Source organism: Desulfoluna sp. (genome assembly GCF_030145185.1).
Taxonomy (GTDB): Bacteria; Desulfobacterota; Desulfobacteria; order Desulfobacterales; family Desulfolunaceae; genus Desulfoluna.
This window is the reverse complement of the sequence record NZ_JAQYWB010000003.1, coordinates 98,394-120,713: the sequence shown is the minus strand read 5'-3', so window position 1 is coordinate 120,713 and position 22,320 is coordinate 98,394. Positions and strand designations below refer to the sequence as shown.

General features: G+C 56.4%; 19 protein-coding genes. 13 read left to right on the top strand and 6 right to left on the bottom strand.

Annotated elements, in window-relative coordinates; all coding sequences use genetic code 11:
• Window positions 1-143: 143 nt before the first annotated feature.
• Window positions 144-902 carry an electron transfer flavoprotein subunit beta/FixA family protein gene (locus tag Q1Q75_RS01595; RefSeq protein ID WP_300667258.1) on the top strand — a complete coding sequence of 253 codons (759 nt, stop codon included), beginning with the start codon at window positions 144-146 and terminating at the stop codon, window positions 900-902.
• A 10-nt stretch (window positions 903-912) separates the two neighbouring features.
• The gene (locus Q1Q75_RS01590) at window positions 913-1,899 is read left to right on the top strand and encodes an electron transfer flavoprotein subunit alpha/FixB family protein (protein WP_300667257.1); all 987 of its coding nucleotides are present in this window, start codon (window positions 913-915) and stop codon (window positions 1,897-1,899) included.
• 37 nt (window positions 1,900-1,936) lie between these two features.
• On the opposite strand, the gene rnfB is transcribed toward Q1Q75_RS01590, so the two are convergent.
• Window positions 1,937-2,902, bottom strand: a complete 966-nt coding sequence (rnfB, locus tag Q1Q75_RS01585) for an RnfABCDGE type electron transport complex subunit B (protein ID WP_300667256.1) — start codon at window positions 2,900-2,902, stop codon at window positions 1,937-1,939.
• Window positions 2,903-3,773: 871 nt separating this feature from the next.
• Here rnfB and Q1Q75_RS01580 point away from each other — a divergent pair.
• The 7 genes from Q1Q75_RS01580 (at window position 3,774) to rsxA (ending at window position 9,416) form a co-directional block, all read left to right on the top strand.
• Entirely contained in the window at window positions 3,774-4,217 is a 444-nt protein-coding gene (locus tag Q1Q75_RS01580; RefSeq protein WP_300667255.1) for a SoxR reducing system RseC family protein, read from the top strand.
• A gap of 618 nt (window positions 4,218-4,835) precedes the next feature.
• Complete coding sequence (locus tag Q1Q75_RS01575) at window positions 4,836-5,216, top strand: cytochrome c3 family protein (protein WP_300667254.1); 381 nt, start codon at window positions 4,836-4,838, stop codon at window positions 5,214-5,216.
• Between the two features lie 151 nt (window positions 5,217-5,367).
• Window positions 5,368-6,672: a 4Fe-4S dicluster domain-containing protein gene (locus Q1Q75_RS01570; RefSeq protein WP_300667253.1), complete on the top strand. Its 1,305-nt coding sequence runs from the start codon at window positions 5,368-5,370 to the stop codon at window positions 6,670-6,672.
• Complete coding sequence (locus Q1Q75_RS01565) at window positions 6,665-7,621, top strand: RnfABCDGE type electron transport complex subunit D (protein ID WP_300667252.1); 957 nt, start codon at window positions 6,665-6,667, stop codon at window positions 7,619-7,621. The genes Q1Q75_RS01570 and Q1Q75_RS01565 overlap by 8 nt, the downstream gene beginning before the upstream one ends.
• Before the next feature lies 1 nt (window position 7,622).
• On the top strand, window positions 7,623-8,228 hold the full coding sequence (rnfG, locus tag Q1Q75_RS01560) for an RnfABCDGE type electron transport complex subunit G (RefSeq protein WP_300667251.1): 606 nt from the start codon (window positions 7,623-7,625) through the stop codon (window positions 8,226-8,228).
• Window positions 8,228-8,821, top strand: a complete 594-nt coding sequence (locus Q1Q75_RS01555; RefSeq protein ID WP_300667250.1) for an electron transport complex subunit RsxE — start codon at window positions 8,228-8,230, stop codon at window positions 8,819-8,821. Before rnfG ends, Q1Q75_RS01555 begins: the two co-directional genes overlap by 1 nt.
• 19 nt (window positions 8,822-8,840) lie before the next feature.
• Window positions 8,841-9,416 carry an electron transport complex subunit RsxA gene (gene rsxA / locus Q1Q75_RS01550; RefSeq protein WP_300667249.1) on the top strand — a complete coding sequence of 192 codons (576 nt, stop codon included), beginning with the start codon at window positions 8,841-8,843 and terminating at the stop codon, window positions 9,414-9,416.
• Window positions 9,417-9,561: 145 nt separating this feature from the next.
• On the opposite strand, the gene Q1Q75_RS01545 is transcribed toward rsxA, so the two are convergent.
• The 3 genes from Q1Q75_RS01545 to Q1Q75_RS01535 form a co-directional block, all read right to left on the bottom strand.
• Window positions 9,562-11,745 (bottom strand): cation-translocating P-type ATPase, encoded by a 2,184-nt coding sequence (locus Q1Q75_RS01545; RefSeq protein WP_300667248.1) that lies wholly within the window; start codon window positions 11,743-11,745, stop codon window positions 9,562-9,564.
• Window positions 11,746-11,844: 99 nt separating this feature from the next.
• Window positions 11,845-12,525, bottom strand: a complete 681-nt coding sequence (locus tag Q1Q75_RS01540; RefSeq protein ID WP_300667247.1) for a zinc metallopeptidase — start codon at window positions 12,523-12,525, stop codon at window positions 11,845-11,847.
• A 53-nt stretch (window positions 12,526-12,578) separates the two neighbouring features.
• Complete coding sequence (locus tag Q1Q75_RS01535; protein WP_300667246.1) at window positions 12,579-12,977, bottom strand: acyl-CoA thioesterase; 399 nt, start codon at window positions 12,975-12,977, stop codon at window positions 12,579-12,581.
• Window positions 12,978-13,285: 308 nt separating this feature from the next.
• On the opposite strand from Q1Q75_RS01535, the gene Q1Q75_RS01530 reads away from it, so the two are divergent.
• From Q1Q75_RS01530 to Q1Q75_RS01515, 4 genes are all read left to right on the top strand, one after another.
• Entirely contained in the window at window positions 13,286-15,907 is a 2,622-nt protein-coding gene (locus tag Q1Q75_RS01530) for an ATP-binding protein (RefSeq protein WP_300667245.1), read from the top strand.
• Window positions 15,894-16,913, top strand: coding sequence for a two-component system response regulator (locus Q1Q75_RS01525; RefSeq protein ID WP_300667244.1), 1,020 nt, complete (start codon window positions 15,894-15,896; stop codon window positions 16,911-16,913). Before Q1Q75_RS01530 ends, Q1Q75_RS01525 begins: the two co-directional genes overlap by 14 nt.
• 75 nt (window positions 16,914-16,988) lie before the next feature.
• Window positions 16,989-18,044 (top strand): two-component system response regulator, encoded by a 1,056-nt coding sequence (locus Q1Q75_RS01520; protein ID WP_300667243.1) that lies wholly within the window; start codon window positions 16,989-16,991, stop codon window positions 18,042-18,044.
• Between the two features lie 22 nt (window positions 18,045-18,066).
• Window positions 18,067-18,642: a TetR/AcrR family transcriptional regulator gene (locus Q1Q75_RS01515; RefSeq protein ID WP_300667242.1), complete on the top strand. Its 576-nt coding sequence runs from the start codon at window positions 18,067-18,069 to the stop codon at window positions 18,640-18,642.
• Between the two features lie 1,968 nt (window positions 18,643-20,610).
• On the opposite strand, the gene Q1Q75_RS01510 is transcribed toward Q1Q75_RS01515, so the two are convergent.
• Together Q1Q75_RS01510 and dut are read right to left on the bottom strand one after the other, a co-directional pair.
• Entirely contained in the window at window positions 20,611-21,411 is an 801-nt protein-coding gene (locus tag Q1Q75_RS01510) for an MBL fold metallo-hydrolase (RefSeq protein ID WP_300667241.1), read from the bottom strand.
• Window positions 21,412-21,713: 302 nt separating this feature from the next.
• Window positions 21,714-22,172 (bottom strand): dUTP diphosphatase, encoded by a 459-nt coding sequence (gene dut / locus Q1Q75_RS01505; protein ID WP_300667240.1) that lies wholly within the window; start codon window positions 22,170-22,172, stop codon window positions 21,714-21,716.
• Window positions 22,173-22,320: the final 148 nt, after the last annotated feature.

Sequence of the window (22,320 nt, the reverse complement as noted above, 5' to 3'; positions counted from 1 at the left end):
GGGGATATCGCTGCTGGGTTTTATCCTAAGAAGAATGTCGAGGCCCTGTCAAGAAAAAAGAGCGAACGCTCGTTTTTTAGCTTGAATCCCTCAGCCCCCCGCGATACATTAGCCCTGTAAACCCCACGAAAAAGGATAGAACCATGCACATCGCCGTTCTGATCAAACAGATCCACAGCCTCGGGACCACGCAAATTCGACCGGCCCGGGAGGAGAACATCTCGGAGTTCCGCATCAACCGCCTGGATGAACATGCGCTGGAAGAAGCCCTGCGCATCAAAGAGTCCCTGCCGGGGGTCACCTTGACCCTGATCTCCCTCGGTCCCGACCGCGTCACCGAAGCTCTGAGACGAGGCCTCGGCATGGGCGCTGATAATGCCATTCACCTCAAGGCAGAGATGGAACCCCTCTCCGCCACCGACACCGCAGCGGCCCTTCGCCCGGTGCTAAAGGATCTCGCCCCGGATCTCATTGTCTGCGGTGCCATGAGCGAAGACCTCATGCAGGGCATGACCGGCCCGGCCCTGGCCGCCATGCTGGGTATCCCCTGGGTCAGTCAGGTGGTCAAAGAGCTTCTCATCCATTCCGACAACAAGACCCTCGAAGCCACACGAGACGCGGGAGCCGGTTCAAGACAGGTCATCAGGCTCCCCTTTCCCTGCCTTGTCACCATCCAGCAGGGGTTCAACATCCCGCGCTACCCCAATATCTCTCATATGATCCAAGCGCGCACCCGCCCCATCCCCTCCAGGGACGCCCCTGCCACGTCAAATACAACGCCTGTCACCGGCTCCTCCCCCCCCACCCGGCGGGGTCGAGGTCTTAGAATCACAGGAACCCCGGAGGAACAAGCCGCCCAATTCGTGGCCTACCTCCAGGAGCGACAGGTACTCAAGACATAAAGGAGCTTCCATGATTGCACTTCTCATCGAAATGACCGGCGACAAGGTGCCCGACGTCTCCATGGAGCTCATGGAACTGGCCCTGCGCCTGAAAAGCGGAAAACCCTCCGACATCCTGGCTCTGGTGCACGGAAAGCAAAGCGAGAAAGGAGCCCCGTGGTTTGCAGAGGAATCCGGGGCGGAGACCCTGGGCCTTATGGGAACAGAGGAGGGACACTCCGCCATGGAGATGGCAGAGGCATTTAAGGGGCTGCTGAAGACACGAGGGGTTCGCTATCTTCTCTTTGCCCACACGCCCAGATCAATGGATATGGCGCCTGCCCTGGCCATTGCCCTGGGGCTCCCCCTTGTCTCCGGCGTGGTGGCCTTTGACAGGAATTCCGGAACATTCTACCGCGCCGCTGGAGGGGGGAAATTACGCCTGCACGTGGAAGCCCCAATGGGTGCGGTGGTCACCCTTCAACCCGGGACTCTGCCCTCCGCCCCTCGGGCTGTGACCCCCGGATCCCTGACCCTGAAGCGGATCGCTGTCTCCAAAGGACCGACCCAGATCCTCTCCACCCACGCCCGAAATGAGAGCGCTTCGAATCTTTCCGGCGCCCGGGTGGTGGTCTCTGTGGGACGAGGTCTCGAAAGCCGAGAAAACCTGCCCCTGTTCAACCACTTTGCAGAAGCCCTCCCTGAGGCTGCCAAGGCGTGCTCCCGCCCCCTCGTGGACATGGGTTGGATGCCCTACCCCTGTCAGGTGGGCATCACCGGCACCTCGGTCTCCGCAGAGCTCTATATCGCCCTTGGAATCTCCGGCTCCACCCAGCATCTGGCGAGCATTTCCCAAAAGACCACCGTGGTCTCCGTCAACCGGGACCCCAACGCCGCCATCCACTCCATCAGCGACCTCATCATCGAAACCGATCTCCTCCCCTTCATGAAAGCCACCCTGGAGATGCTCTCGGCACCGTCCCTCCAAAACAAAAAAGGCGCCAACCCAGCAGGTTGACGCCCCTCATTTTTTTCACTTAAACGATGACAGAAGATCAGGCTTCGATTTCAGCCGTCTCCTTTTTCTCTTCTTTCGGTGCGCTCTCGTCTTTGGTCACCTCAACGGCAGCATCCAAGTTCACCGCCTCTTTGCCCACGGCGTCGATGGCACCGGCCAATTCGGTGATTTTTCCGGTCAGGAACTTGATGGGAGCGCCGTAACCCGGAGCAATCACCCCTGGCTTACAGTCCACCTGGAGGCAGGGGGCATCTTCGCAGAACTGACACTTGTCGTAATCGATCTCGCAAAGGTTATCCACGACCTTCATGGCATCATGGGGGCAGGCTTTCACGCAGAGGCGGCAGCCGATACATCCCACGTTGCACACCTTCTTGGTCTGGCCACCCTTCTGGCGGTTCTGGCAGCCGATCACGCTGACAGCATTATCGGGAACAAGGGCCATGATGCCACGGGGACATGCCGTGACGCACAGGCCACAACCCACGCATTTCTCGATGTTGACCACGGGCACATTGAGTTCCCCGATCACAAGGGCATCGAAGGGACAGGCCCGAACACAGTTCCCAAGACCCAGGCAGCCATACTCACAGCCCTTTTCCCCGGCGAAAAGGTTGGCGGCGGCCTCGCAGTCGTTTAAGCCGTTATAGATGTATTTGGTGGTGCTGTTGGTTTCGGGACAGCCCTTGCAGCGGGCCACCGCTTTCACAGGTTTAATTTCGGCCGCTTTTTTCCCGGTCAGCTCCGCAATCTTCTGCGCCGCTTCGTTACCACCCGGCGTACAAAGGTCGGGACGAACCGCCGGATTTTCGACAACGGCCTCGGCGTACTGAGCGCATCCGGCATAACCGCAGTTGGCGCAGTTACCCGCCGGAAGAATGTCGATAACCGCATCAATGAGAGGGTTGGTCTCAACGGCTAGTTTTTTGTCTGCAAGGGCAAGCAGCAGGCCGATGGCAGCTCCCAGCCCACAAAGTACCAATAAAGGAATAACAATGGTCATAACTACCCCATTAATAAGGATATTTGGTGTTGGTTCTGGCAACCCCCCGGGTCGCCTTGAATTACCCGCCACACTGTCTTGATAAAGGTGGCAAAAGCCATGGGGACGATCAAACGTCCTGACCTCCGCCGTTTGGTGACGGCCGAGGTCACTTTACAATTGGTTTCCCAAAATGTAAATACCTGACTTTTTACAGCGATACCATTTCAGCAAATGGTGGTTCCGAAAAAAAAGGCGTCACATCGAATGGCACCGTTTCCATGCGCCATCACGACTCACCGGGAAGTCATCCCGTTGTGACGTTTCCGACCCCACCCTTCCATGGACGGGTAGCGACCCGTCTTCGTACATGCTCTTCTTTACAAAAATTATGCCACTTTTTCAAACCCATCTTTTTTTTTGCCCCCCCCAGGTTCCCTGCCCGACCTCCATTCATGGACACGTCTTTCGGGCCACGGCACCCGCTTTCCAAAAATTCAGACTTTTTGATCTCTCAGTCCGATATTTAAGACTCACGGCCCCTTTCAGACAGCCTGCCCCCCTGAAATAACAGGGTAAAAAAACAAGCGTCACCTTTGGCACACATGTTGTATGTTCCGTCATAGATCATAAAAGGTGACAGACCCGCATCGCCCCGGACCCTTGAATAGAGAATCCAAAACCATCCCCCCGTTTTTTATTCTCTCCACCCCAAGAGTCACGGTCGACGATGCGGGTCTTTCCCGTTGGTGGCGTCAAAACGAGGCCGCACACAAGCGCGGTCCCCCACCCGTCGCCCAGCAGACACAGGAAAAAATCAGGGCTTTGATTTTTGGGTGGGCATCCTATATGGTAGGGTCCTTGCCACCCAAGATCCCTGAAAGGAAACATCATGAGACAGGAAGAAGGTATCGTCATCAAAACAGCCTCCCACGGTCGCGCCTGGGTAGAAACCATTCGCACGTCCGCCTGCGAAGGGTGTGCATCCAAGGACTCCTGTCACGCCTCCGGGAAAGCCATGGAGGTCTGTGCCATCAATGACGCCCAGGCAGGTGTCGGCGATCGGGTTCTGGTCTCCATCGCCACGGGAACACTCATCAAAATGTCTCTGCTGGCCTACATATTCCCAGTCTTCTCCATGATTGCAGGAGCGGTTGTTGGAAACACCCTGGCACCGGCCCTTGAAATCAACGCCTCCCTCTCCTCTGGAATCGGAGGCTTTGGCGCACTGGCTGTGGCGTTTGTCATTATTCGTCTTTTCGAAGGTCGTATTGCTCAAAACGAAGCCTACACCCCTCGTATCACACGGATTATACCCGACGTTCCGCTCATGTAAGAATGCGGTCCCATCTCGCCAACCCCTTCCTTCTTGAGGAACTTTTTGCCTGAATTGCCCACTCCTGCCTTGTGAACACCTTCCCAAAAAGAAGACTCGTAGAGTCCGAATTTACGGAGCGAATGCGCCGTCAATCGGTACTTTCCAAGGGCCTATGGCTCAAATCTCTCCATCCCTTCCAAAATCCATCGCTACACAAAAAGAGGGTTTTCTGGTACAGTTCTTGCGATAATTTGAGAGACAATTTGTAGCTTGGCCGCCGGGTATTTCGGAATTCTTTTTTTATTCAAAGGGTTCTCCCCGAAATGGTCAAAAAATGTAATCCTTCGGATCTATGGCAGGGCGCAAAGCGACCACTGCGTTTTAAAAAAAGCGCTGCTCTGAGCATGTCATCCACACAAGAAGGGGATGTGGAGACACGCCATACGAGCTTGAAGGACACACTCAATATTTAACCACTCAGAATCTTTTTGGAAAAACAGACGCAGAACCGGCCGATACGACAGGGATGTTTTGCGCATGGGCACACCGCACTCCGGACCGCCTGTGGTCCGGTAATGAACGGGCCTGCCATTTCAATTAAAGATCTGCAAGCAAGAGAGAGGAAGTTGACTTAGGATGCGCCCAGAAAACGAGAGGAAACTGGCCGTAATACTGGGATTGGTTCTATTGGCCGCAGCAGCGCTTTGTTACACGGTGCTGAAGCCCGAAGCGCCTGAAGAACCAGTTCGTATGCTCTTCAAAGGAAGCGCAGGGGACGTGCTCTTTACCCATCAGGTCCATATCGGGGAATACGATGTGGATTGCGCTTCATGTCACCACAATCTGGATGACGGAGATGAAGTGTACACCTGCAGCGAATGCCATGAACCCGGCGCCTCGGGCGACGACGATGTGATGGGTCGAACCGACGCCATGCATGCCCAGTGTATCGGTTGCCACGAAGAGATGGACGCCGGCCCCGCCGAGTGCGCGGCATGCCATGCCACGCCCAAGTAACGGGCCAATTCACCATTTGATGATGCCAACGCCCCCTTGCATCCAGGATGCCATATCGGCGCAAGACCCTGCTGGAACTCAATGAGATCCGAGCCCGGGGTGCGATTCATCGGGAAAAACACCATCACAAACAGGGACTGAGACTACTACAATGATACGACGATCGTTTTTCGGCTACCTGGCGGCAAAACTGCCCTACGAGACGGTGAAGGGCGGACTCCCCGACCCCGTAGACACCGCTCTTCCCGGGGAAGTCACCCTCCAGATTCAGGTGGGTACCGACCAGAAAAGCCTCGTGGATAAAAAGAAAACTGCCCTGAAAAAAGGGGTGGAGGTTCAACGAGGAGCACTCTACGGACTTTTTGATGAAGAGACAAAAAACGTCTCAGCACCGGTGTCCGGCACCATTACCAGCGTGGAAACCCGCACCGGTAACTATGGACGTCACTTCGCCCTGATCAATATTGCGACCAGCGAAGAGGGGGAAACATCTCCCGCCTTTTCAGACGCCCTGGAGGCAGACACCAAAGGAACAGAAAGCCTGGCCTTTCTTTCCCAACTTCCGGGACGGCCCCCCTTCACCCGTCTGGCAAACGACGGCATCCACACCGTCATCTTAAGCGCACTGGAGCAAGACCTCCTGACCAACGTCAACCAGTATGCTCTTCTGGCCCGCAAAACCGATTTTAAACGGGGCGCGGACTACATCAAAGAGCTGGCTCCAAAGGCTCGCGTGGTTCTGGCCCTTCCCAAATATCTGGAAGCCGAGGCCCAGGATACCGGATGTGAGACCGTGGGGATTAAAAACCTTTACCCCAACGGCAACCCCATTCTCCTTGCAGGGCGTCTTGCCGGCAAGCCCATTGAAGCGGGGAAAACCCTCGAAGAATCGGGATTCCTCCTCTTCAGCGCCGAAGCGGTGGCCGCCACGGGAAAGGCCCTGCGTACCCGCTCCCTTCCCCAGGAAAAACTCGTCACCCTCACCCTGAAAAACAAAGAGACCCGGTTGGTGAATGCCCGCATCGGCACCCCCATCACGCAAATCTTTGAGGCAGCGGGAGAAACACTTGTCAAGCGGGATCACCTCATCGTGGGCGGCCCCCTCACCGGCGTCTCGGTCTACACCCCAAATTTTCCCGTGGACCCCGACACCGACGCCATTCTCTGCCATGGTCCCGAAAACATGCCGCGACTCACCGACACCTACTGCATCAACTGTGGAAAGTGTGTGCGCGTCTGCCCGGCCAACATCCCGGTGAACCTTCTGATCCGCATGCTGGAAAACGGTCTCTACGAAGAGGCGGTGGAAAAGTACGACCTCGACGCCTGTGTGGAATGTGGCCTCTGCAGCTTTATCTGCGTGGCCAAAATGCCCCTGTTCCAGCAGATTATGCTGGCGCGGCACACCCTTGCCGAGAGTAAAAAAAGTGCTGAAATGGGAGGCTCAAATGACTGATTCAACGAAACTGATTGTATCCCATGCGCCCTTCTACAGGGACGCCTGCACCGTGATGAAACGCAGCTATCTCATCATGGCCGCCGCCCTGGTGGCCCTGATTCCCGGCTGGTTCCTCTTCGGGGCTCCGGCAGTGGGGGTGTCTGCTCTGGCAGTGGCATCGTCCATTTTCTGGGAATTGACCGCCAACACCCTCATGAAGCAGCAGCCCACCATCGGTGACGGCAACGCCGCCATGATTGGCCTGATCCTCTCCATGCTGCTGCCGGCCACGGCCCCCTGGTGGATGGTCATCACCGGCACCTTTGTGGCCATCATCATGAGCAAGATCGCCTTTGGCGGGATCGGGGGCAATCCCTTTTGCCCACCGGCCCTTTCGGCAGCGGTCCTGACGGTCTCCTGGCCCCACCTCATGAACTTTAACGGCATGCTCGTCAATTACGACATGGCCTGGTCCATGGTGGATCCGCTGATCAATGTAAAATTTTTCGGTGCAGAGACCGCCTCCCTTTACCCCCCCCTGGAGCTTCTCTTTGGCCACCAGGCCGGAGGCATCGGCGCTGTCTGCGGTGCCGGGCTGATCCTCGGCGGCATTTTCCTCATGATCCGGGGTATCAGCAGCTGGGAGATCTGTCTCTCCTTTCTGGGCGGGGTCTTTGTTGCGGCCTTCCTGTTCAACATGAGCAACCCGGACCTCTACGCAGGCCCTGTCTTCCACCTTCTCACCGGCTACACGCTGGTGGGGGCCTTCTTTCTGGCCACGGAAGATTCCTCTTCACCGGTGAACCTCATCCCCATGCTTATCTACGGCTTCGGGGGCGGCATGCTCACCGTGCTGATCAGAAACAAAGGCGTCTGGGTGGATGGAGTTCTTTTTGCCGTGCTTCTTATGAACCTGGCAAACCCCATTCTCGACATGATCCGACCGAAAGCTTTGGGAAAGGTGTAAAATGAACGACATGTTTAAGATGGTACTGGTGCTTGCCGTGTTCACCGCCGTATCCGGCGGCGTCCTCGCCGGGGTACGGGGCCTGACGATGGATCGCATCGAGTACCAGCAGTTAAAATTCCAAAAAGAGCCGGTCATTCGAGCCATCCTCGCGGATGCGGAGAATGACCCCATGAACGATCGTTTCAAGATCAAAGACGGCGAGGTGTCACACACCATCTTCCCCGGCAAGATCGGCGATCAAAACATTGTCACCCTCGAGGCCTTCGGCAAAGGATTTGCCGGAAACGTCGGTCTCCTGGTGGCCTTTGACCTCGACAACGACACCATCGTCGGCAGCGGCGTCACCATCTCCACCGAGACCCCGGGCTTTGGCTCCAAAGCCAAGGAGGACCCCTCCTTCGTCGCCCAGTTCGAAGGCTCAGGCGTGGATCAGGTGGCCGCGGTAAGCAAAGACGGCGGCAGCATTGACGCGATCTCCGGCGCCACCATCACCAGCCGCGCTGTCTGCGTGGCCGTGAACGAAGCCAACGCGGTGTACAAACGCCTCAAGCCGGAACTTTCAAAAAGCATGGACAACCTCGCATCGCAAGGAGGAGCCAACTGATGGCCAAGTCATTAACCCAGGAGTTCGTCAAGGGTCTCTGGGAAGAGATTCCCCCATTTCGTCTGGTGCTGGGCCTCTGCCCGGTCCTGGCCGTTACCCGATCCGTCGAAAACGGCATCGGCATGGGCGTTGCCACCACCTTCGTGCTGGTCTGCTCCAACATGCTTATCTCCATGTTGAGAAACGTCATTCCGCAGAAGATCCGTATCGCCTGCTTTATCACCATCATCGCCACCTTCGTCACCGTGGTGGAATTTCTGATGCAGGCCTTTACCTATCCCCTCTACCTGAAGCTGGGGATTTTTATCCCCCTGATCGTGGTGAACTGTATCGTTCTGGGGCGGGCTGAGGCCTTTGCCTGCAAGAACGACGTGGCCCACTCCCTGGCCGACGGCCTGGGCATCGGCATGGGCTTCACCCTCTCCCTGGCCGTTCTCGGCGCCTTTCGGGAAGTACTTGGGGCAGGGACTTTTCTGGGGCACACCGTTTTCGGAGCCGCTTTTCAACCCTTCACCTTCATGGTTGAGGCCCCCGGCGCGTTCATCGGGCTGGGCATTCTCCTCTGTCTCATGAACATCGCATCGTCGAAATAGATAAGGAGGCGCGAAAACCATGACCGAATACATTCTGCTGGCCATCAGCTGCATCTTCGTCAACAACATCATGCTTACCCAGAACCTGGGCTCCTGCCCCTTTCTGGGGACCTCCAAGAGCATGGACACCGCCGTGGGCATGAGCATGGCCGTCATCTTCGTCCTGGTGATGGCGGGCATCACCACCTGGGTGGTGGAAGCGGCTATTTTGAAGCCCATGGACCTTCAGTTCCTGCGAACCGTGGCCTTCATCCTCATCATCGCCTCCCTGGTGCAGTTTGTGGAGATGTTCCTTAAAAAGAGCATGCCCTCCCTCTATGCCGGACTGGGCATCTTCCTGCCCCTGATTACCACCAACTGTGCGGTAATGGGTGTTTGTCTCATCAACATCAACGAAGAGTACACCTTTCTGCAGGCCCTGATCTCTTCGTTCTGCTACGCCACCGGCTTCGGCCTCGCCCTCGTCCTCTTTGCAGGCGTCCGCGAGCGCGTAATTCTGGCCCGAGTGCCCCGCCCCTTAAGGGACACCTCCATCGGCCTCATCACTGCCGGCTTCATCGCCCTGGCCTTCTTCGGCTTCAAGGGCATGGGCTAACAGCGGAGAAACAGGCCTTCTGGCCCTGCTGTTTGGAAAACAGAAAGGCGGGTCCCCATGAGGGGGCCCGCCTTTTTTTTGTCACGGCCCATGCCAACAAGCCGTCATCCTTTAATGCTTCTTTTCTGTTTGTCCCCGCCGTCCGCTATTTTCGACGATACAACCTCAGGCTGTTGGAGACCACCGTCACGCTGGACAGGCTCATGGCGGCGGCCGCGGCGATGGGATGGAGTTCACGCAACATCATGGGGAGGGCCTCCACACCATGCCAGGCCCCGGCGGCCACGGGAATCAGGATGATGTTGTAGAAGAAGGCGAAAAAAAGGTTCTGGCGAATGGTACGACGGGTCGCGCGCCCGATGCCGATGGCCTCGGCAATGCCGGAAAGGCTCCCCGAAGCGAGGACCACCTCGGCGGTCTCCATGGCCACGTCCGTACCGGTTCCGATGGCGATGCCCACGTCGGCAGACGCCAGGGCCGGGGCATCGTTGATGCCGTCCCCCACCATGGCCAGACGTTTCCCCTCGGCCTGAAGCCCCATCACCGTCTCGCCTTTCTCGTGGGGAAGCACATCGGCTACCACCCGATCGATCCCGGCGGCCTTGGCCATCACCCGGGCGCTGGCGGCGTTGTCCCCGGTGAGCATAATCACGGAAAGGCCCATGTGATGCAGGGTGGCCACGGCCCGCTCGGAATCGGGCTTCAAGGTATCGGTCACCGCAATAAAACCAAGGATTTTTCCTTGCGACTCCACGACCACGGTGGTGTTGCCTCCAGCTTCCAGAGACGCCAACACTTCTTCCTCATGGTGAAACGCAATACCCAGAGATCGCAACCAGTCGGGCTTGCCCACCCGAATCCGTTCCCCATCCACCACCCCTTCGACCCCTCTGCCCCCATGGGCGAGAAACTCAGTGGCCGGACTTCTAAAGTTGCCTACGAGCCCTGCATAATCAACGACAGCACGCCCCACCGGATGTTCAGAGCCCTCTTCCACGGCCGCCGCGAGACGCACCAGACGCGATTCGGTCTCTCCGTTCATGGGCACCACATGGGCGATGCGGGGCCGGCCTTCGGTGAGGGTGCCGGTTTTGTCGAGGACCACCGTGTCCAGCCCCGCACATTTTTCGAGGGTCTCGCTGTTTTTAAAGAGAATCCCGCGCTCCGCGGCTTTGCCGGTACCGGCCATCACCGCCGTCGGCGTGGCAAGGCCCAGGGCGCACGGGCAGGCGATGACCAGAACCGCCACCATGCGAATCATGGCCACGGAGAACTCACCGGTGAGAAAAAACCAAACACCAAAGGTAACCAGGGCGATAAGAATCACCGCCGGAACAAACACCGCCGCCACCTGATCGGCCAGCTGCTGCATGGGGGCCTTGGATCCTTGCGCCTCCTTGACCAGGGCAATGATGCGGGAGAGGGCCGTCTCCCGCCCCACTTTAAGAGCTGTCATATAAAAGGCCCCGTCAATATTCAAGGTCCCTCCCGTCACCGCGTCCCCTTCGGCTTTATCCACGGGAAGATACTCCCCGGTCAGCATGGACTCATCCACGGTGGAGCCCCCGGAAGCCACAACCCCATCCACGGCAATGGAAGCCCCGGGCTTGACGGCCAGGGTATCCCCGGCTTTCACCCGGTCCAGAGGCACCTCGGTCTCCACGCCCCCCTCAACCCGAAGGGCCGTATCCGGGCGCAGGGCCATGAGGTTACGTAGGGCGCCACCGGTCCGTTTTTTCGTTCGGGCTTCCAGCATCTTGCCCAGCTTGATCAGGGTAATAATCAAGGCAGAGGTTTCAAAATAGACATGGTCGCCTGCCGCTGGAATCAGCAGAACCACAATCGAATAAACATAGGCCACGGAGGAACCCAGGGCCACCAGAACATCCATGTTGGCGCTGCCGTTTTTCAGGCTGGTCCAGCCCCCCTTATAATAATCCATGCCGGTGTAGAACTGCACGGGCGTTGCCAGCACCAGAAACAACCAGCTCACCCAGACCCCGTGGCTCCAAGCCCCCAGAAGGGAAAAATCACGGCCCATGCTGATAAAAAACAAGGGCAGGGAGAGCCCCAGACCCACCAGGAATTTTTTCCGCTCATCGGCCAGATAGGCGGCCTCCGCCTCCGCACCGGTGTCCCCCAGGGACTCATCCACCGCAGAAGCCGAAAACCCGGCCCCCTCAATGGCAGACACCAGCACCTCACCTGCCATCTCCTCCCGGCAGGTCACCGTCACCTCTTCCACAGACGACAACGCCTGCTCCACACCGTTTGCGCAATTCACACAGTGCATCCCGGTGACGGAAAGAATCCTCTTTGTACGGGCCATATCGTTGCCTCACTGTCCTTGTATATTTTTTCTAAAAAAAATGGTTAACGTTTCATAACGCATGGATTCCGGCGCGAGATGTGCCACCCGCAAGAAAAATCAACGCCGCAGCACCCTGGCCCATCGCCAGAGGTTAAAAAACCCAGCCAAAGCGGCCACCACATAGGTGAGCGCACAGGCAATCAAAATTCTGCGGGCCGCCGGAAGATCCTCTTCGGGAATATAAGGACCGGACATGAGGAGGGGCAGGGCGCGATGAAAGCTCGCGTCAAGCTCTACGGGCAGGGTGATGAGGTGGACCAGAAGCGGCATGATCAGAACGAACCCCGCGCCGACAAGCATAAAAACGCCGATGATGGGAGACCGCGTGACCAGACCCACCAAGGGCAAGAGGATAAAGACAAGATACCCGGCCCGCTCGACCGCTTCGGCCAGCTTGATCAGGCGTATTCGGGCATAAAAGGGAGGGTAGCCTTGGGCGGCCTGTTGGGCATGGGCCACTTCATGGCTTGCCACCACGACCGCTGCGAGGGTTCGGCGCTCGGCAAACGCTGGCCCGAGGGCCACACACTTTTTTTCAGGATCATAATGATCCCCGGAAAGGGAGACCTCTACCTTGACCTCCTTCAGATCGAGCGCTCCGACCAAGAGACGGGCAAACTCCAGGCCGGTACCGGAAAAGTACTCTTTCCGGTTATAACGGGCCAGGATATGGCGTGCCCACCTCTGGGGGCCATAGAGTATGGCCAGAAACAACAAGACAAAAACGAAAAGGTACATGGGGATCCCTTAAAATTTAAAACTCCGACTGCCCACCTGCCGAGGCCATGTCATCAAGCCGTCAACGTCCTCCCACCCAGGGATCGATATCGAACATCCCCCGGAAGCGGTGTTTTTCTCCCCTGCTCATCAAGCCCGACAAAAGTGATGGTGGTGGAAAACACATGTTTCTCCTGCGTAGCCCCCGGCTCATCGGAGAAAACCTCCACCCCATAACGCACCGAGGAGCCTCCTTTTTTCACCGGTTCGATCTGAAACCTCAAGATCGAGCCACTGATGACCCGATACTTAAACACAATGTCAGCCATGCCGATGGTCACCAGGGTACATCCGGGAAAATCCCGGGAGGCGACAAGCCAGGCATATTCATCAATCCATTTAAGCAGGGCACCACCAAAGAGGTACCCATGATGATTCAGGTGCTCGGGACGAACGATGGCATAGGTATCCATGGACGATCTTCTCCAACGTCTGGCGTAAAAAGGACTAACGGATGGCGTCTCCGTACTCTACACAGGCTCTTCAGAGGATTCAATGCACTTTTTCATGAATCTTTAAGGTCCCACCCAATCTGTGGTATACTTTGTATCTCCAGCACATCCAGCATAACGGGTTCCGCCTGAGCCCCTCTCGCTTCAATTCGCCGAACACGGATCCAGACCTCCACTCCCAGGCAAAAGCATGACCATTCAACCCGCAACCGCCCTTCGGGCATGGCCACCCATCCATCGTTTTCCGAGCCTTCAAAGGATCGCCTTTCATGAGCCTTCGTCTAAGAGTCATCTTATGGGTGATGTGCTTCACCCTCATCCTGCTGGCAGGTTCTCTCTTCTGGTGGTTCCCCGGAGCCCCTCCCGCCCCTGAGGTCTTCACAGGGGCTGAGCTCGAACTCTTCACAGCCTGGCGTCTCCAGGCCGCCATCCGCATGGGGATCTTTCTCATAGTCGCCCCCCTCTTGCTGCTTGTCGGCCTGCTTTTATGCCTCACGTGGGGGGTAACCCAACCTCTAAATCACCTGACTCAGGCCGCCCGCAAAATCGCAGACGGCGAATTTAAGACAGAGCTCCCCCCCCAAAGGGGAGATGAATTCGGGCCATTCATTCATACCTTCGAAGGGATGCAAACCCAACTCCAGGTTCGGGACAAACAGTTGTCCGAGAACGCGATGCAGCTCTCTGCCATCATCGACAACGCCGCCTCTGCCCTCGTCACCATCGACCACTCCGGGACGCTTCGATCCTTTAACAAAGCCGCAGAGCATATCTTCGGATACACGGCCGAAGAGATGATCGGAGAAAATATCCGCCACCTCATGCCCATGCCCTACCCGGCAAACCACAACACATACCTGCATCGTTATCTTCAGTCCGGGATCAAAAAAATCATCGGGACCGGTCAGGAGGTCAAGGGAAGAAACAAAAATGGGGACGTGTTCCCTATCTGGATCGCCGTCTCCGAAATCAACATCTCCGATGAACAACTCTTTGTCGGCTCCCTTTCAGACATCACCCACCAGAAAAAAGCGGATGCCGAGCTCGCAAAACATCGGGACAATCTGCGCAATATGATCCACGAACGCACCAAAGATCTGAAAATAGCCATGGAAAAAGCCGAAGCCGCCAACCAGGCGAAATCAAACTTCATCTCCAATATGAGCCACGAAATCCGGACCCCCATGAATGCCTTACTGGGGTTTCTCGGCCTCACCCTGGAAAACCGGGAGCTGCCCGAAGAACTTCGGCACTATCTGGACATCGCCCACCGCTCCGCCTGGAGCCTGCTCGGCATTCTGGACGACATTCTGGACCTCTCCAAACTCGAAGGGGGACGCCTGGCGTTGGACAAAACCCCCTTCAATCTGGCCCATCTTCTCCGTGACATCACCCAAACCATGGAGATCACTGCACGGGAAAAGGGGCTCTCCCTCCAGTTATTCATGGGCAGCCCCCTTCCCGAATTCTGTTCTGGCGACCCCATGCGCCTCAGGCAAGTCCTCTTTAACCTCCTGTCAAACGCCGTGAAATTCACCCACCATGGCGGGGTGGACATTCACGTAGAGCCCCTGAAAGACGATGAAATCCACTTTTATATCAAAGACACAGGCATCGGCATCCCCGAAAACAAACTGAAAAGCATCTTTGAACCCTTTGCCCAGGCCGACGACTCCACCACCCGAAGCTACGGGGGCACCGGCCTGGGCATTTCCATTTCCAGGGAGCTTCTGGAGCTTATGGGTGGCACCCTCTGGGTGGAAAGTCAGGTGGACACCGGCAGCACCTTTCACATCGCCCTTCACCTTCCCGAGGCCAAAGCACTGCGGCCCCCTTCACCGGTCCTCGAAACCCGACACCCCGACCCTCCCCCCGCACGCCTCTCCATCCTGGTGGCTGAAGATATCTCTGAAAACGCCAAACTCATCATGATTCGTCTGAAACAACAGGGCCACAAAACCCGGGCCGTACCCAACGGCCGGGAGGCCCTTGACGCCCTGTCTGAGGAGCCCTTTGACCTCATCCTGATGGACATCCACATGCCCGAAATGGATGGCCTTGAAGCGACCCGGGCCATCCGTTGCGGCGAGACCTGTCCCCAGATTCCCATCATCGGCCTGACGGCCAGTGCCGGCAAACAGGATGTCAAGGAGTGCCTGAATGCCGGCATGAATGATGTGATCACCAAGCCCATTGATTTCGAGCGCCTCTATATCGCCATCGCCACCCACACCCGCGCCACCAAGGTCACGGATCTCCCTTTCCAGGCCACCCCATGGCCTCAGATAAAGGGGGTCGATACCACGCAAGCCATGAAAACATGGCAGCACCCCCCGGTGTATCTCCAATCCCTCTCCTCCTTTGTTCAGAAATTCGCGAAAACGCCCCGCACCCTGATCCACGCCATGGAGGAAGGCAAAATCGACACCCTTTACGAACAGGTTCATGCCATCACAGGGGCCGCGGCCAATCTCTGCATGACAGAGGTACACAAAACCTGTAAAGACATCGCCCTGCTTCTGCCCACAGGGGACACAGAGTCCATAAGACCCTTGATTGAAAGCCTGACCCCCGCCTTCCACAGCGTCTCCAATGCCTTGGAAAACCTGTCAGAAAAACCGCCGTCCCCCTCATCGGAGCCACCCGACATCCCCCTCGACCACTGCCGTGCCTGGTTCCATCAATTACTCACCGCCCTGGCCTCGGACAACCCGGACCAAGTCGCCCCCCTGCTCGCACCGGGGACGGCCTGCATCCCGGAAACCGAATGCTTGAGGCTTCAACATAGAATTGATCAGTTTGATTTTCGAGGCGCAGAGGAGGCCACACAAAAGGTGCTCCGTAACATGGCCATCACCCTCAATGGAGAAATAAACGATGGAGAGGCATAAAATACTCGCCGTGGATGACGAACCCACCAATCTTCAGATCATCCGGGTCATCTTGAAGGAGCACTATGACCTCGCCTTCGCCACCAACGGCGAGGAAGGACTTCAGGCCGCATTCAAACACGTGCCGGATCTTCTGCTTCTGGACGTGATGATGCCCGGACTCGATGGATACGAGCTTTGCAGAGCCTTGAAGGAAGACCCAAGAACCCGACGGATACCCATCATTTTTGTCACCGCCATGGGCCACGTGGATGATGAAAAGAAGGGGTTTCAACTCGGTGCCGTGGACTACATCACCAAGCCCATCAGCCCACCGATTTTAAAGGCACGGGTCGCCACCCACCTGGCCCTTTACAACCAGAACCGAGAGCTCGAAAAGGCCGTGGACAGGCGCACCCATGAACTGCAGACCAGCCGCCTGAAAGTCATTCAACGCCTGGGTCGGGCCTCGGAGTATAAAGATGACGAAACCGGTGCCCACATCATCCGAATGAGTCACTACGCTCGTATGACCGCCCTCTCGGCTGGAATCTCTCAAAAAGAGGCGGCCCGCCTCTTCAACGCGGCACCCATGCACGATGTCGGAAAAATTGGCATTCCTGACTCCATTCTCCAAAAAAAAGGCCCCCTGAACGCGGAGGAATGGGCCACCATGAAACGCCATCCCCAGATCGGAGCTGAGATCATCGGTGAGGACTACTCGGAGCTACTGAAACACGCCCGGATCATCGCCCTGACCCACCATGAAAAATGGAACGGCACCGGCTACCCCGAGGGGCTGGCCGGCGAAAAGATCCCCTACGAAGGACGCATCGTCGCCCTGGCAGATGTGTTCGATGCCCTCACCAGCAAACGCCCATACAAGGAAGCCTGGCCTATAGAGAAGGCCCTGAAACACATCGCAGAAGAGGCCGGAGCCCACTTTGACCCCACGCTGGTGACGGCCTTCCTGAAAATTAAGAAACATCTCCAGTGGGTTCTGACCAAGTGGGGCGATGCAGAATAATTGCGCCCCCACCTGTGCCTGTCAGAACAACCCAGTCGCTTACTGGAAACCGCCCCCTCAAGCAGGAGACCCGACGTGGACAAATGGACCATTTTAACCGTAGATGATGAGCCCATCAATCGAGAGGTCATCAAACACATCCTCAAAGCCCATTACAACCTGATTTTCGCCGAAAACGGATTCAAGGCTCTGACCCTGGCCGCAAGCCAACTTCCCGATCTCATTCTTCTGGATGTGATGATGCCCGAGATGAATGGCTACCAAACCTGCCGAGCTCTAAAAAAGGATCCTCGCACCCGCAACATTCCCGTTATTTTCGTCACCGCCATGGCAGAGATGGAAGATGAAAAAACCGGGCTCGAAATCGGAGCATCGGATTACATCACCAAGCCCATCAGCCCAGCCATTCTCAAGGCACGCATCGTCACTCACCTGGCCCTGTATAACCAGAACAGGGTCCTGGACGCCAAAGTGAAAGCACGCACCATTGAACTCAACAACACCCGCCTGGAGATCATCCAGCGGCTGGGAAGGGCCTCGGAGTATAAAGACGATGAGACCGGTCTCCACATTCTGCGCATGAGCCACTACACCCGCATCCTGGGTGAAGCCATCGACCTCCCCGAGGTGGAGGTGGATCGTATTTACAATGCTGCCCCCATGCATGATATCGGAAAAATCGGCATCCCGGACAACATCCTCCAGAAAACAACCTCCCTGAACACCGAAGAGTGGCAGATCATGAAACGCCATCCCAAAATCGGAGCTGAAATTATCGGAGACAACCCCTCCCCCCTTCTTCTGATGGCGAAATCCATTGCCCTCAGTCATCACGAGCGCTGGGACGGCAGTGGCTATCCCCGACACTTAAAAGGCGAAGAGATTCCCATCGAAGGCCGCATCGTGGCCGTGGCTGATGTCTTTGACGCCCTGACATCCAAGCGGCCCTACAAAGAGGCATGGTCCATCCCCAAGGCACTGGAGTACATGCAGAATGAATCGGGCAAACTCTTTGCGCCGGATCTAATACCCTGTTTTATAAGTGTTTTAGACGCCATTGTTGCCATCAAAGAACGACTCGCGGATCATTCCACACCCGCCATTACCCCTTCGAGCCTTGACATTAAATGAATGATCGTTTAATTAAATATCCATGAGACCCAAAGACGAGAGCAAACGAGAAGCAATCCTCAACAGCGCCATGGTGCTGATCAACACCTATGGCCTGGCCCACACCTCCATGTCCAAAATCGCTCGGGAAGCCGGCGTCTCGCCAGCCACCATCTACATCTACTTCGAGAACAAGGACCACCTCCTGATCACTCTTTATGTGGAGGTCAAACGGGAAATGAGCCGTGCGATTCTTGACAGCCTCGATGACGACCTGGAGATCCGGGACGCCTTTCGCCTGATGTGGGAAAACCTCTACGCCTATTACCTCGCCTACCCGGACCATTTCGTGTTCGCCGAGCAGTTCTGCAACGCCCCCATCGTGGATGCCGTCGAAAAAGAGGATGCAGAGGGCTTCTTTGCCCCCTTCACCCACCTCATCGAACGCGGGCAGGATGCGGGGGTTCTCAAACCGGTCTCCCTGGACCTTCTCCTGGCCTTCGCCTTCCATCCCCTCACCCAGCTGGCAAAGCAGCATGTGAAAGAAGGCACCGCCATGGACGATGAGGGCCTCGAAGCGGCCTTCTCATGTGCCTGGGACGCGGTAGCCATCTCCTGAACCCACAAGCATTCCTCCCCTGTTGTGCCCTCCATTTTTTTGATCAATCGCCCATAAATGATTGTTCATTTATAAAAAAATTGACAGAACCCGACCACAAGACATCCAAAAAACCGTCAATCCACTGAACTAATGTCTTTTTTCGCCCACCGACTTTTAGACTTCTTTTCGCCGAACACTTATTCATCTTAAAAAAGACGGAACGATAAGGGGGCAAGAGCCGAACGGTCAAACAGCGCGACCGGAGCCATCACTCCGCCCTGTCTTCGTCTTTCCCGCGCTGTCTTCGTCTTTCCCGCGAAGGCGGGAACCCATGGGGGTTATGACGCGGGGGGAACGTAAGGCTGGCGGTCACTCTTCAGCCCATGCCACCCAATCGCCACACACCGATACGGCAGGGTCGATGAAGAAGGAAACCATGTCACCGTACGCGCCGCTTAACGTCCGATAAACCTGCAACGCCGAATTCTGTGATACGTGTTGAGACGGGGCCAGTGGTTTGCGTGACGTTAACGGTGCGGGAGCCGCACCCTACGGGCTGAAACGTTGTTGCGAAACTTTTTTAAAAAAGAGACCAGGCAAAGACAGAATGAAGCTGAAGGGTTACGGCTGGCGTAAATAAGTAATGAGACAATGGATGAATATCAAACCCCAGCGGTCACACGCTTTGAAGATGGCTCACCTTGCCGCCGGAGACAAAAGGGCATCACGCTCTGTACCGTTTTCTCGGTCCCGCCCTCGCCCTTCCCGTGCGGCCTGCATCTTGCCCGCTGCGGTGACCGTCTCCTGAATCGACTGGCATCCCTCCCCTGTTGCGCCCTCTATTTTTATGACCAATTGCCCATAAACGATTGTTCATTTATAGAAAAATTGACAGAAACCGATCACGAGACATCCAAAAAACCGTCAATCCACTGAACTAATATCTTTTTTTGCCCACCGACTTTTAGACCTCTTTTCGCCGAACAGTGATTCATCTTAAAAAAGACGGTAACTATTCAGCTTGCCTTCGCCAGGTCGTTCGAGGCAAATGACAGAGAGATTCAAGTGCCAATACACCACGTCTTTTCATCACCGCGTAGGGTGCGGCTCCCGCACCTTCTACCGTAGAGAGGACCATCGGCCTCGCAAGTTCACGATGACCACGAGTCTTAGTTCAACATGCGGTGTTTCCGGTTTACGATACGCCTGACGGTGCGCACGGCGCATCCACCCGGTACTTCATTGTAAAAATGAGGACGATACGGATTTTCATACATGGATTCCCGCCTGCGCGGGAAAGACGAAAAGCGTAGGGTGCTGTCAGACCTGGGCGATAAAGACAAAATGGATAGCTGAATAGTTACAAAAGACGGAACGATTGTACCATTTTCTCGGTCGAGCCCTCGCCCTCCCCTGTTGAGCCCGCTATTTTCTGCACAATCGCCCATAAACGATCGCTCGTTTATAAGAAAATTGACAAAAACCTCTCACAGGTCATCTATAGAACGCGCCAATAATTTGAAATGATCGTTTTTTTTGCGTACTGGCTTTTAGACACCTTTTCGCCGAACAGAGATTCATCTTAAAAAAGGCGGAACCCATGGGGGGGGGGGAGTATGAAGCGAGGGGAACGTAAGGCTGGCGGTCACTCTTCAGCCCACGCAACCCAATCGCCACACACCGATACGGCAGGGGCGATGAAGAAGGAAACCGTATAAAGGGTCTGACCTTTGGTCACCGTGTCGATGTGACATGGGCTGAAACGTTTTTGCGAAACTTTTTTAAAAAAGAGACCAGGCAGAGCCAGGATGAAGTTGAAGGGTTACGGCTGGCGCAAATAAATAACGAGACAATGGATGGATAAACTACCGCTGGGATTTGACTCGATGAACGAGAGGCAAACCCAGCGGTAACCCGCTTTCAAGGTGGCTCACCTTGCCGCCGGAGGCATTTTTTTTGAGCCGAAGGCACCCCGAGGAGGGCCTCCTAAAAAGAGAGCACAGGAATGGGGCGGTGCTGCATGGCCACCGTAATGGAGGTGTTGCTGCCGTTTAAAACGCGGTAGGCCGCCTCAAGGGCGAGTTCGGGCGTGTTGTTCTCTTCGCTCAAGTGGGCCAGAACCAGGTGAGAGAGCCGATGCCGGTCCAGGGCGTCTAAGAGCGTGGCCGCCTCTTCGTTGGAGAGATGGCCGACCCGACTTCTCACGCGCTGCTTGAGAGGCCAGGGGTAATGGGGGTTGGCATAGAGTCGCACCGGGTCGTGGTTGGACTCCAGGACCAGCGCATCACACCCGGACAGATGCTCTTTCACCAGGTGCCCGGCCACACCGAGATCCGTGGCGATTCCAAGCACCGAACCCCCGGGGGTGGTGACCCGAAACCCCGAGGCATCGGCCGCGTCGTGGGAGATAGAAAAGGGATGAATCTCAAGATCGCCCACAGAAAACCGACGCCCGCATTCCATCGTCTGAATATCCATGGACTTGGTCTTGCCCAGCTTTTTCGTGGAGCCCGTACGGGTCGCATCGGTAATAAACAGAGGAATCCCGAACCGCCGGCACACCACCCCGGCCCCGCCCACATGATCGGTGTGCTCATGGGAGATCACCACCGCCGAAAGGGTGGTCGGATCAAGGCCCCGCTCCGCCATCCGCCGCTCAAGCTCTCGCCCGGAAAGCCCGCAGTCAAAAAGCACCGCCGTCTCCCCTCCCTTCACATACAGAGCGTTCCCTTTGCTCCCGCTGGCCAGCTGACAAAAACAATTTTCCGATTCAATAATCTCAGTCATAAAAAATCATTCCAAATAGATAAAGGGCATTGCCTTCTATGGTTAAAAATCGGAAAAAACAAGCCTCCGGCGGCAAGGTGTGCCACGTTGAAAGCGGGTTTGCGAATGCGCGTTGGCTCTCGGTACGTTGGACTGAAATGCGTCCGCATTCGGGTTTCGTGTAACATGGTGCAGCATGCTCGGGCACTCACCAAAATGGATAGGACCCATGAAGCTGGAGTCACCCACACCGAGGTACGGGTGCCGCCCGTCAGCACATGTGACAGACCTGAGGAACGAAGGGACGGAGCATTTGCGAACCTTTACACCCCGGTGTGGCCGAAGCCGCCGTCACCGCGCTGCGTGGAATCAAGAGCCTCCACCACGGTGATTTCGGCTTGCCAGACGCGGGTGATGATCATCTGGGCAATGCGTTCGTTTCGATTGACGGTAAAGGGGGAGGCGCCGAAGTTGATGAGGGCCACCTTCACTTCGCCCCGGTAGTCGCTGTCGATGGTGCCGGGGGCGTTGATAATGCCGATGCCGTGTTTCACGGCCAGGCCGCTTCGGGGACGAATCTGGCCCTCAAAGCCTTTGGGCAGGGCCATGGAAAAGCCGGTGGGGACCAGGGCCACGGCACCGGGAGCGAGGGTAATGGGCGCGTCATTTGCGGCATGGATATCCATGCCGGCGGCCTCCTCGGTCATGTAGCAAGGCAGAGGGACATCGCAGTTTTTCTGTGGATCAAGGCGCTTAAAGGCCACCCGGGGTTTGTCGGTCATTGTTGACTCCAGGATTGCATCATGTGGATAAAAAAGGCTTCGATGGCAAGGTGTGCCACCTTGAAATCAGGTTGACTGTTCTCAAAAAAATTACCGTAACAGGCAGAGACAAAAAAAGGTACCCCCCATTAAGGAGGTACCTTTTTTT

Coding starts and splice junctions, on each gene's coding strand:
- Q1Q75_RS01595 (WP_300667258.1), top strand. CDS start 144: ATGCACATCGCCGTTCTGATCAAACAGATCCACAGCCTCGGGACCACG.
- Q1Q75_RS01590 (WP_300667257.1), top strand. CDS start 913: ATGATTGCACTTCTCATCGAAATGACCGGCGACAAGGTGCCCGACGTC.
- rnfB (WP_300667256.1), bottom strand. CDS start 2,902: ATGACCATTGTTATTCCTTTATTGGTACTTTGTGGGCTGGGAGCTGCC.
- Q1Q75_RS01580 (WP_300667255.1), top strand. CDS start 3,774: ATGAGACAGGAAGAAGGTATCGTCATCAAAACAGCCTCCCACGGTCGC.
- Q1Q75_RS01575 (WP_300667254.1), top strand. CDS start 4,836: ATGCGCCCAGAAAACGAGAGGAAACTGGCCGTAATACTGGGATTGGTT.
- Q1Q75_RS01570 (WP_300667253.1), top strand. CDS start 5,368: ATGATACGACGATCGTTTTTCGGCTACCTGGCGGCAAAACTGCCCTAC.
- Q1Q75_RS01565 (WP_300667252.1), top strand. CDS start 6,665: ATGACTGATTCAACGAAACTGATTGTATCCCATGCGCCCTTCTACAGG.
- rnfG (WP_300667251.1), top strand. CDS start 7,623: ATGAACGACATGTTTAAGATGGTACTGGTGCTTGCCGTGTTCACCGCC.
- Q1Q75_RS01555 (WP_300667250.1), top strand. CDS start 8,228: ATGGCCAAGTCATTAACCCAGGAGTTCGTCAAGGGTCTCTGGGAAGAG.
- rsxA (WP_300667249.1), top strand. CDS start 8,841: ATGACCGAATACATTCTGCTGGCCATCAGCTGCATCTTCGTCAACAAC.
- Q1Q75_RS01545 (WP_300667248.1), bottom strand. CDS start 11,745: ATGGCCCGTACAAAGAGGATTCTTTCCGTCACCGGGATGCACTGTGTG.
- Q1Q75_RS01540 (WP_300667247.1), bottom strand. CDS start 12,525: ATGTACCTTTTCGTTTTTGTCTTGTTGTTTCTGGCCATACTCTATGGC.
- Q1Q75_RS01535 (WP_300667246.1), bottom strand. CDS start 12,977: ATGGATACCTATGCCATCGTTCGTCCCGAGCACCTGAATCATCATGGG.
- Q1Q75_RS01530 (WP_300667245.1), top strand. CDS start 13,286: ATGAGCCTTCGTCTAAGAGTCATCTTATGGGTGATGTGCTTCACCCTC.
- Q1Q75_RS01525 (WP_300667244.1), top strand. CDS start 15,894: ATGGAGAGGCATAAAATACTCGCCGTGGATGACGAACCCACCAATCTT.
- Q1Q75_RS01515 (WP_300667242.1), top strand. CDS start 18,067: ATGAGACCCAAAGACGAGAGCAAACGAGAAGCAATCCTCAACAGCGCC.
- Q1Q75_RS01510 (WP_300667241.1), bottom strand. CDS start 21,411: ATGACTGAGATTATTGAATCGGAAAATTGTTTTTGTCAGCTGGCCAGC.
- dut (WP_300667240.1), bottom strand. CDS start 22,172: ATGACCGACAAACCCCGGGTGGCCTTTAAGCGCCTTGATCCACAGAAA.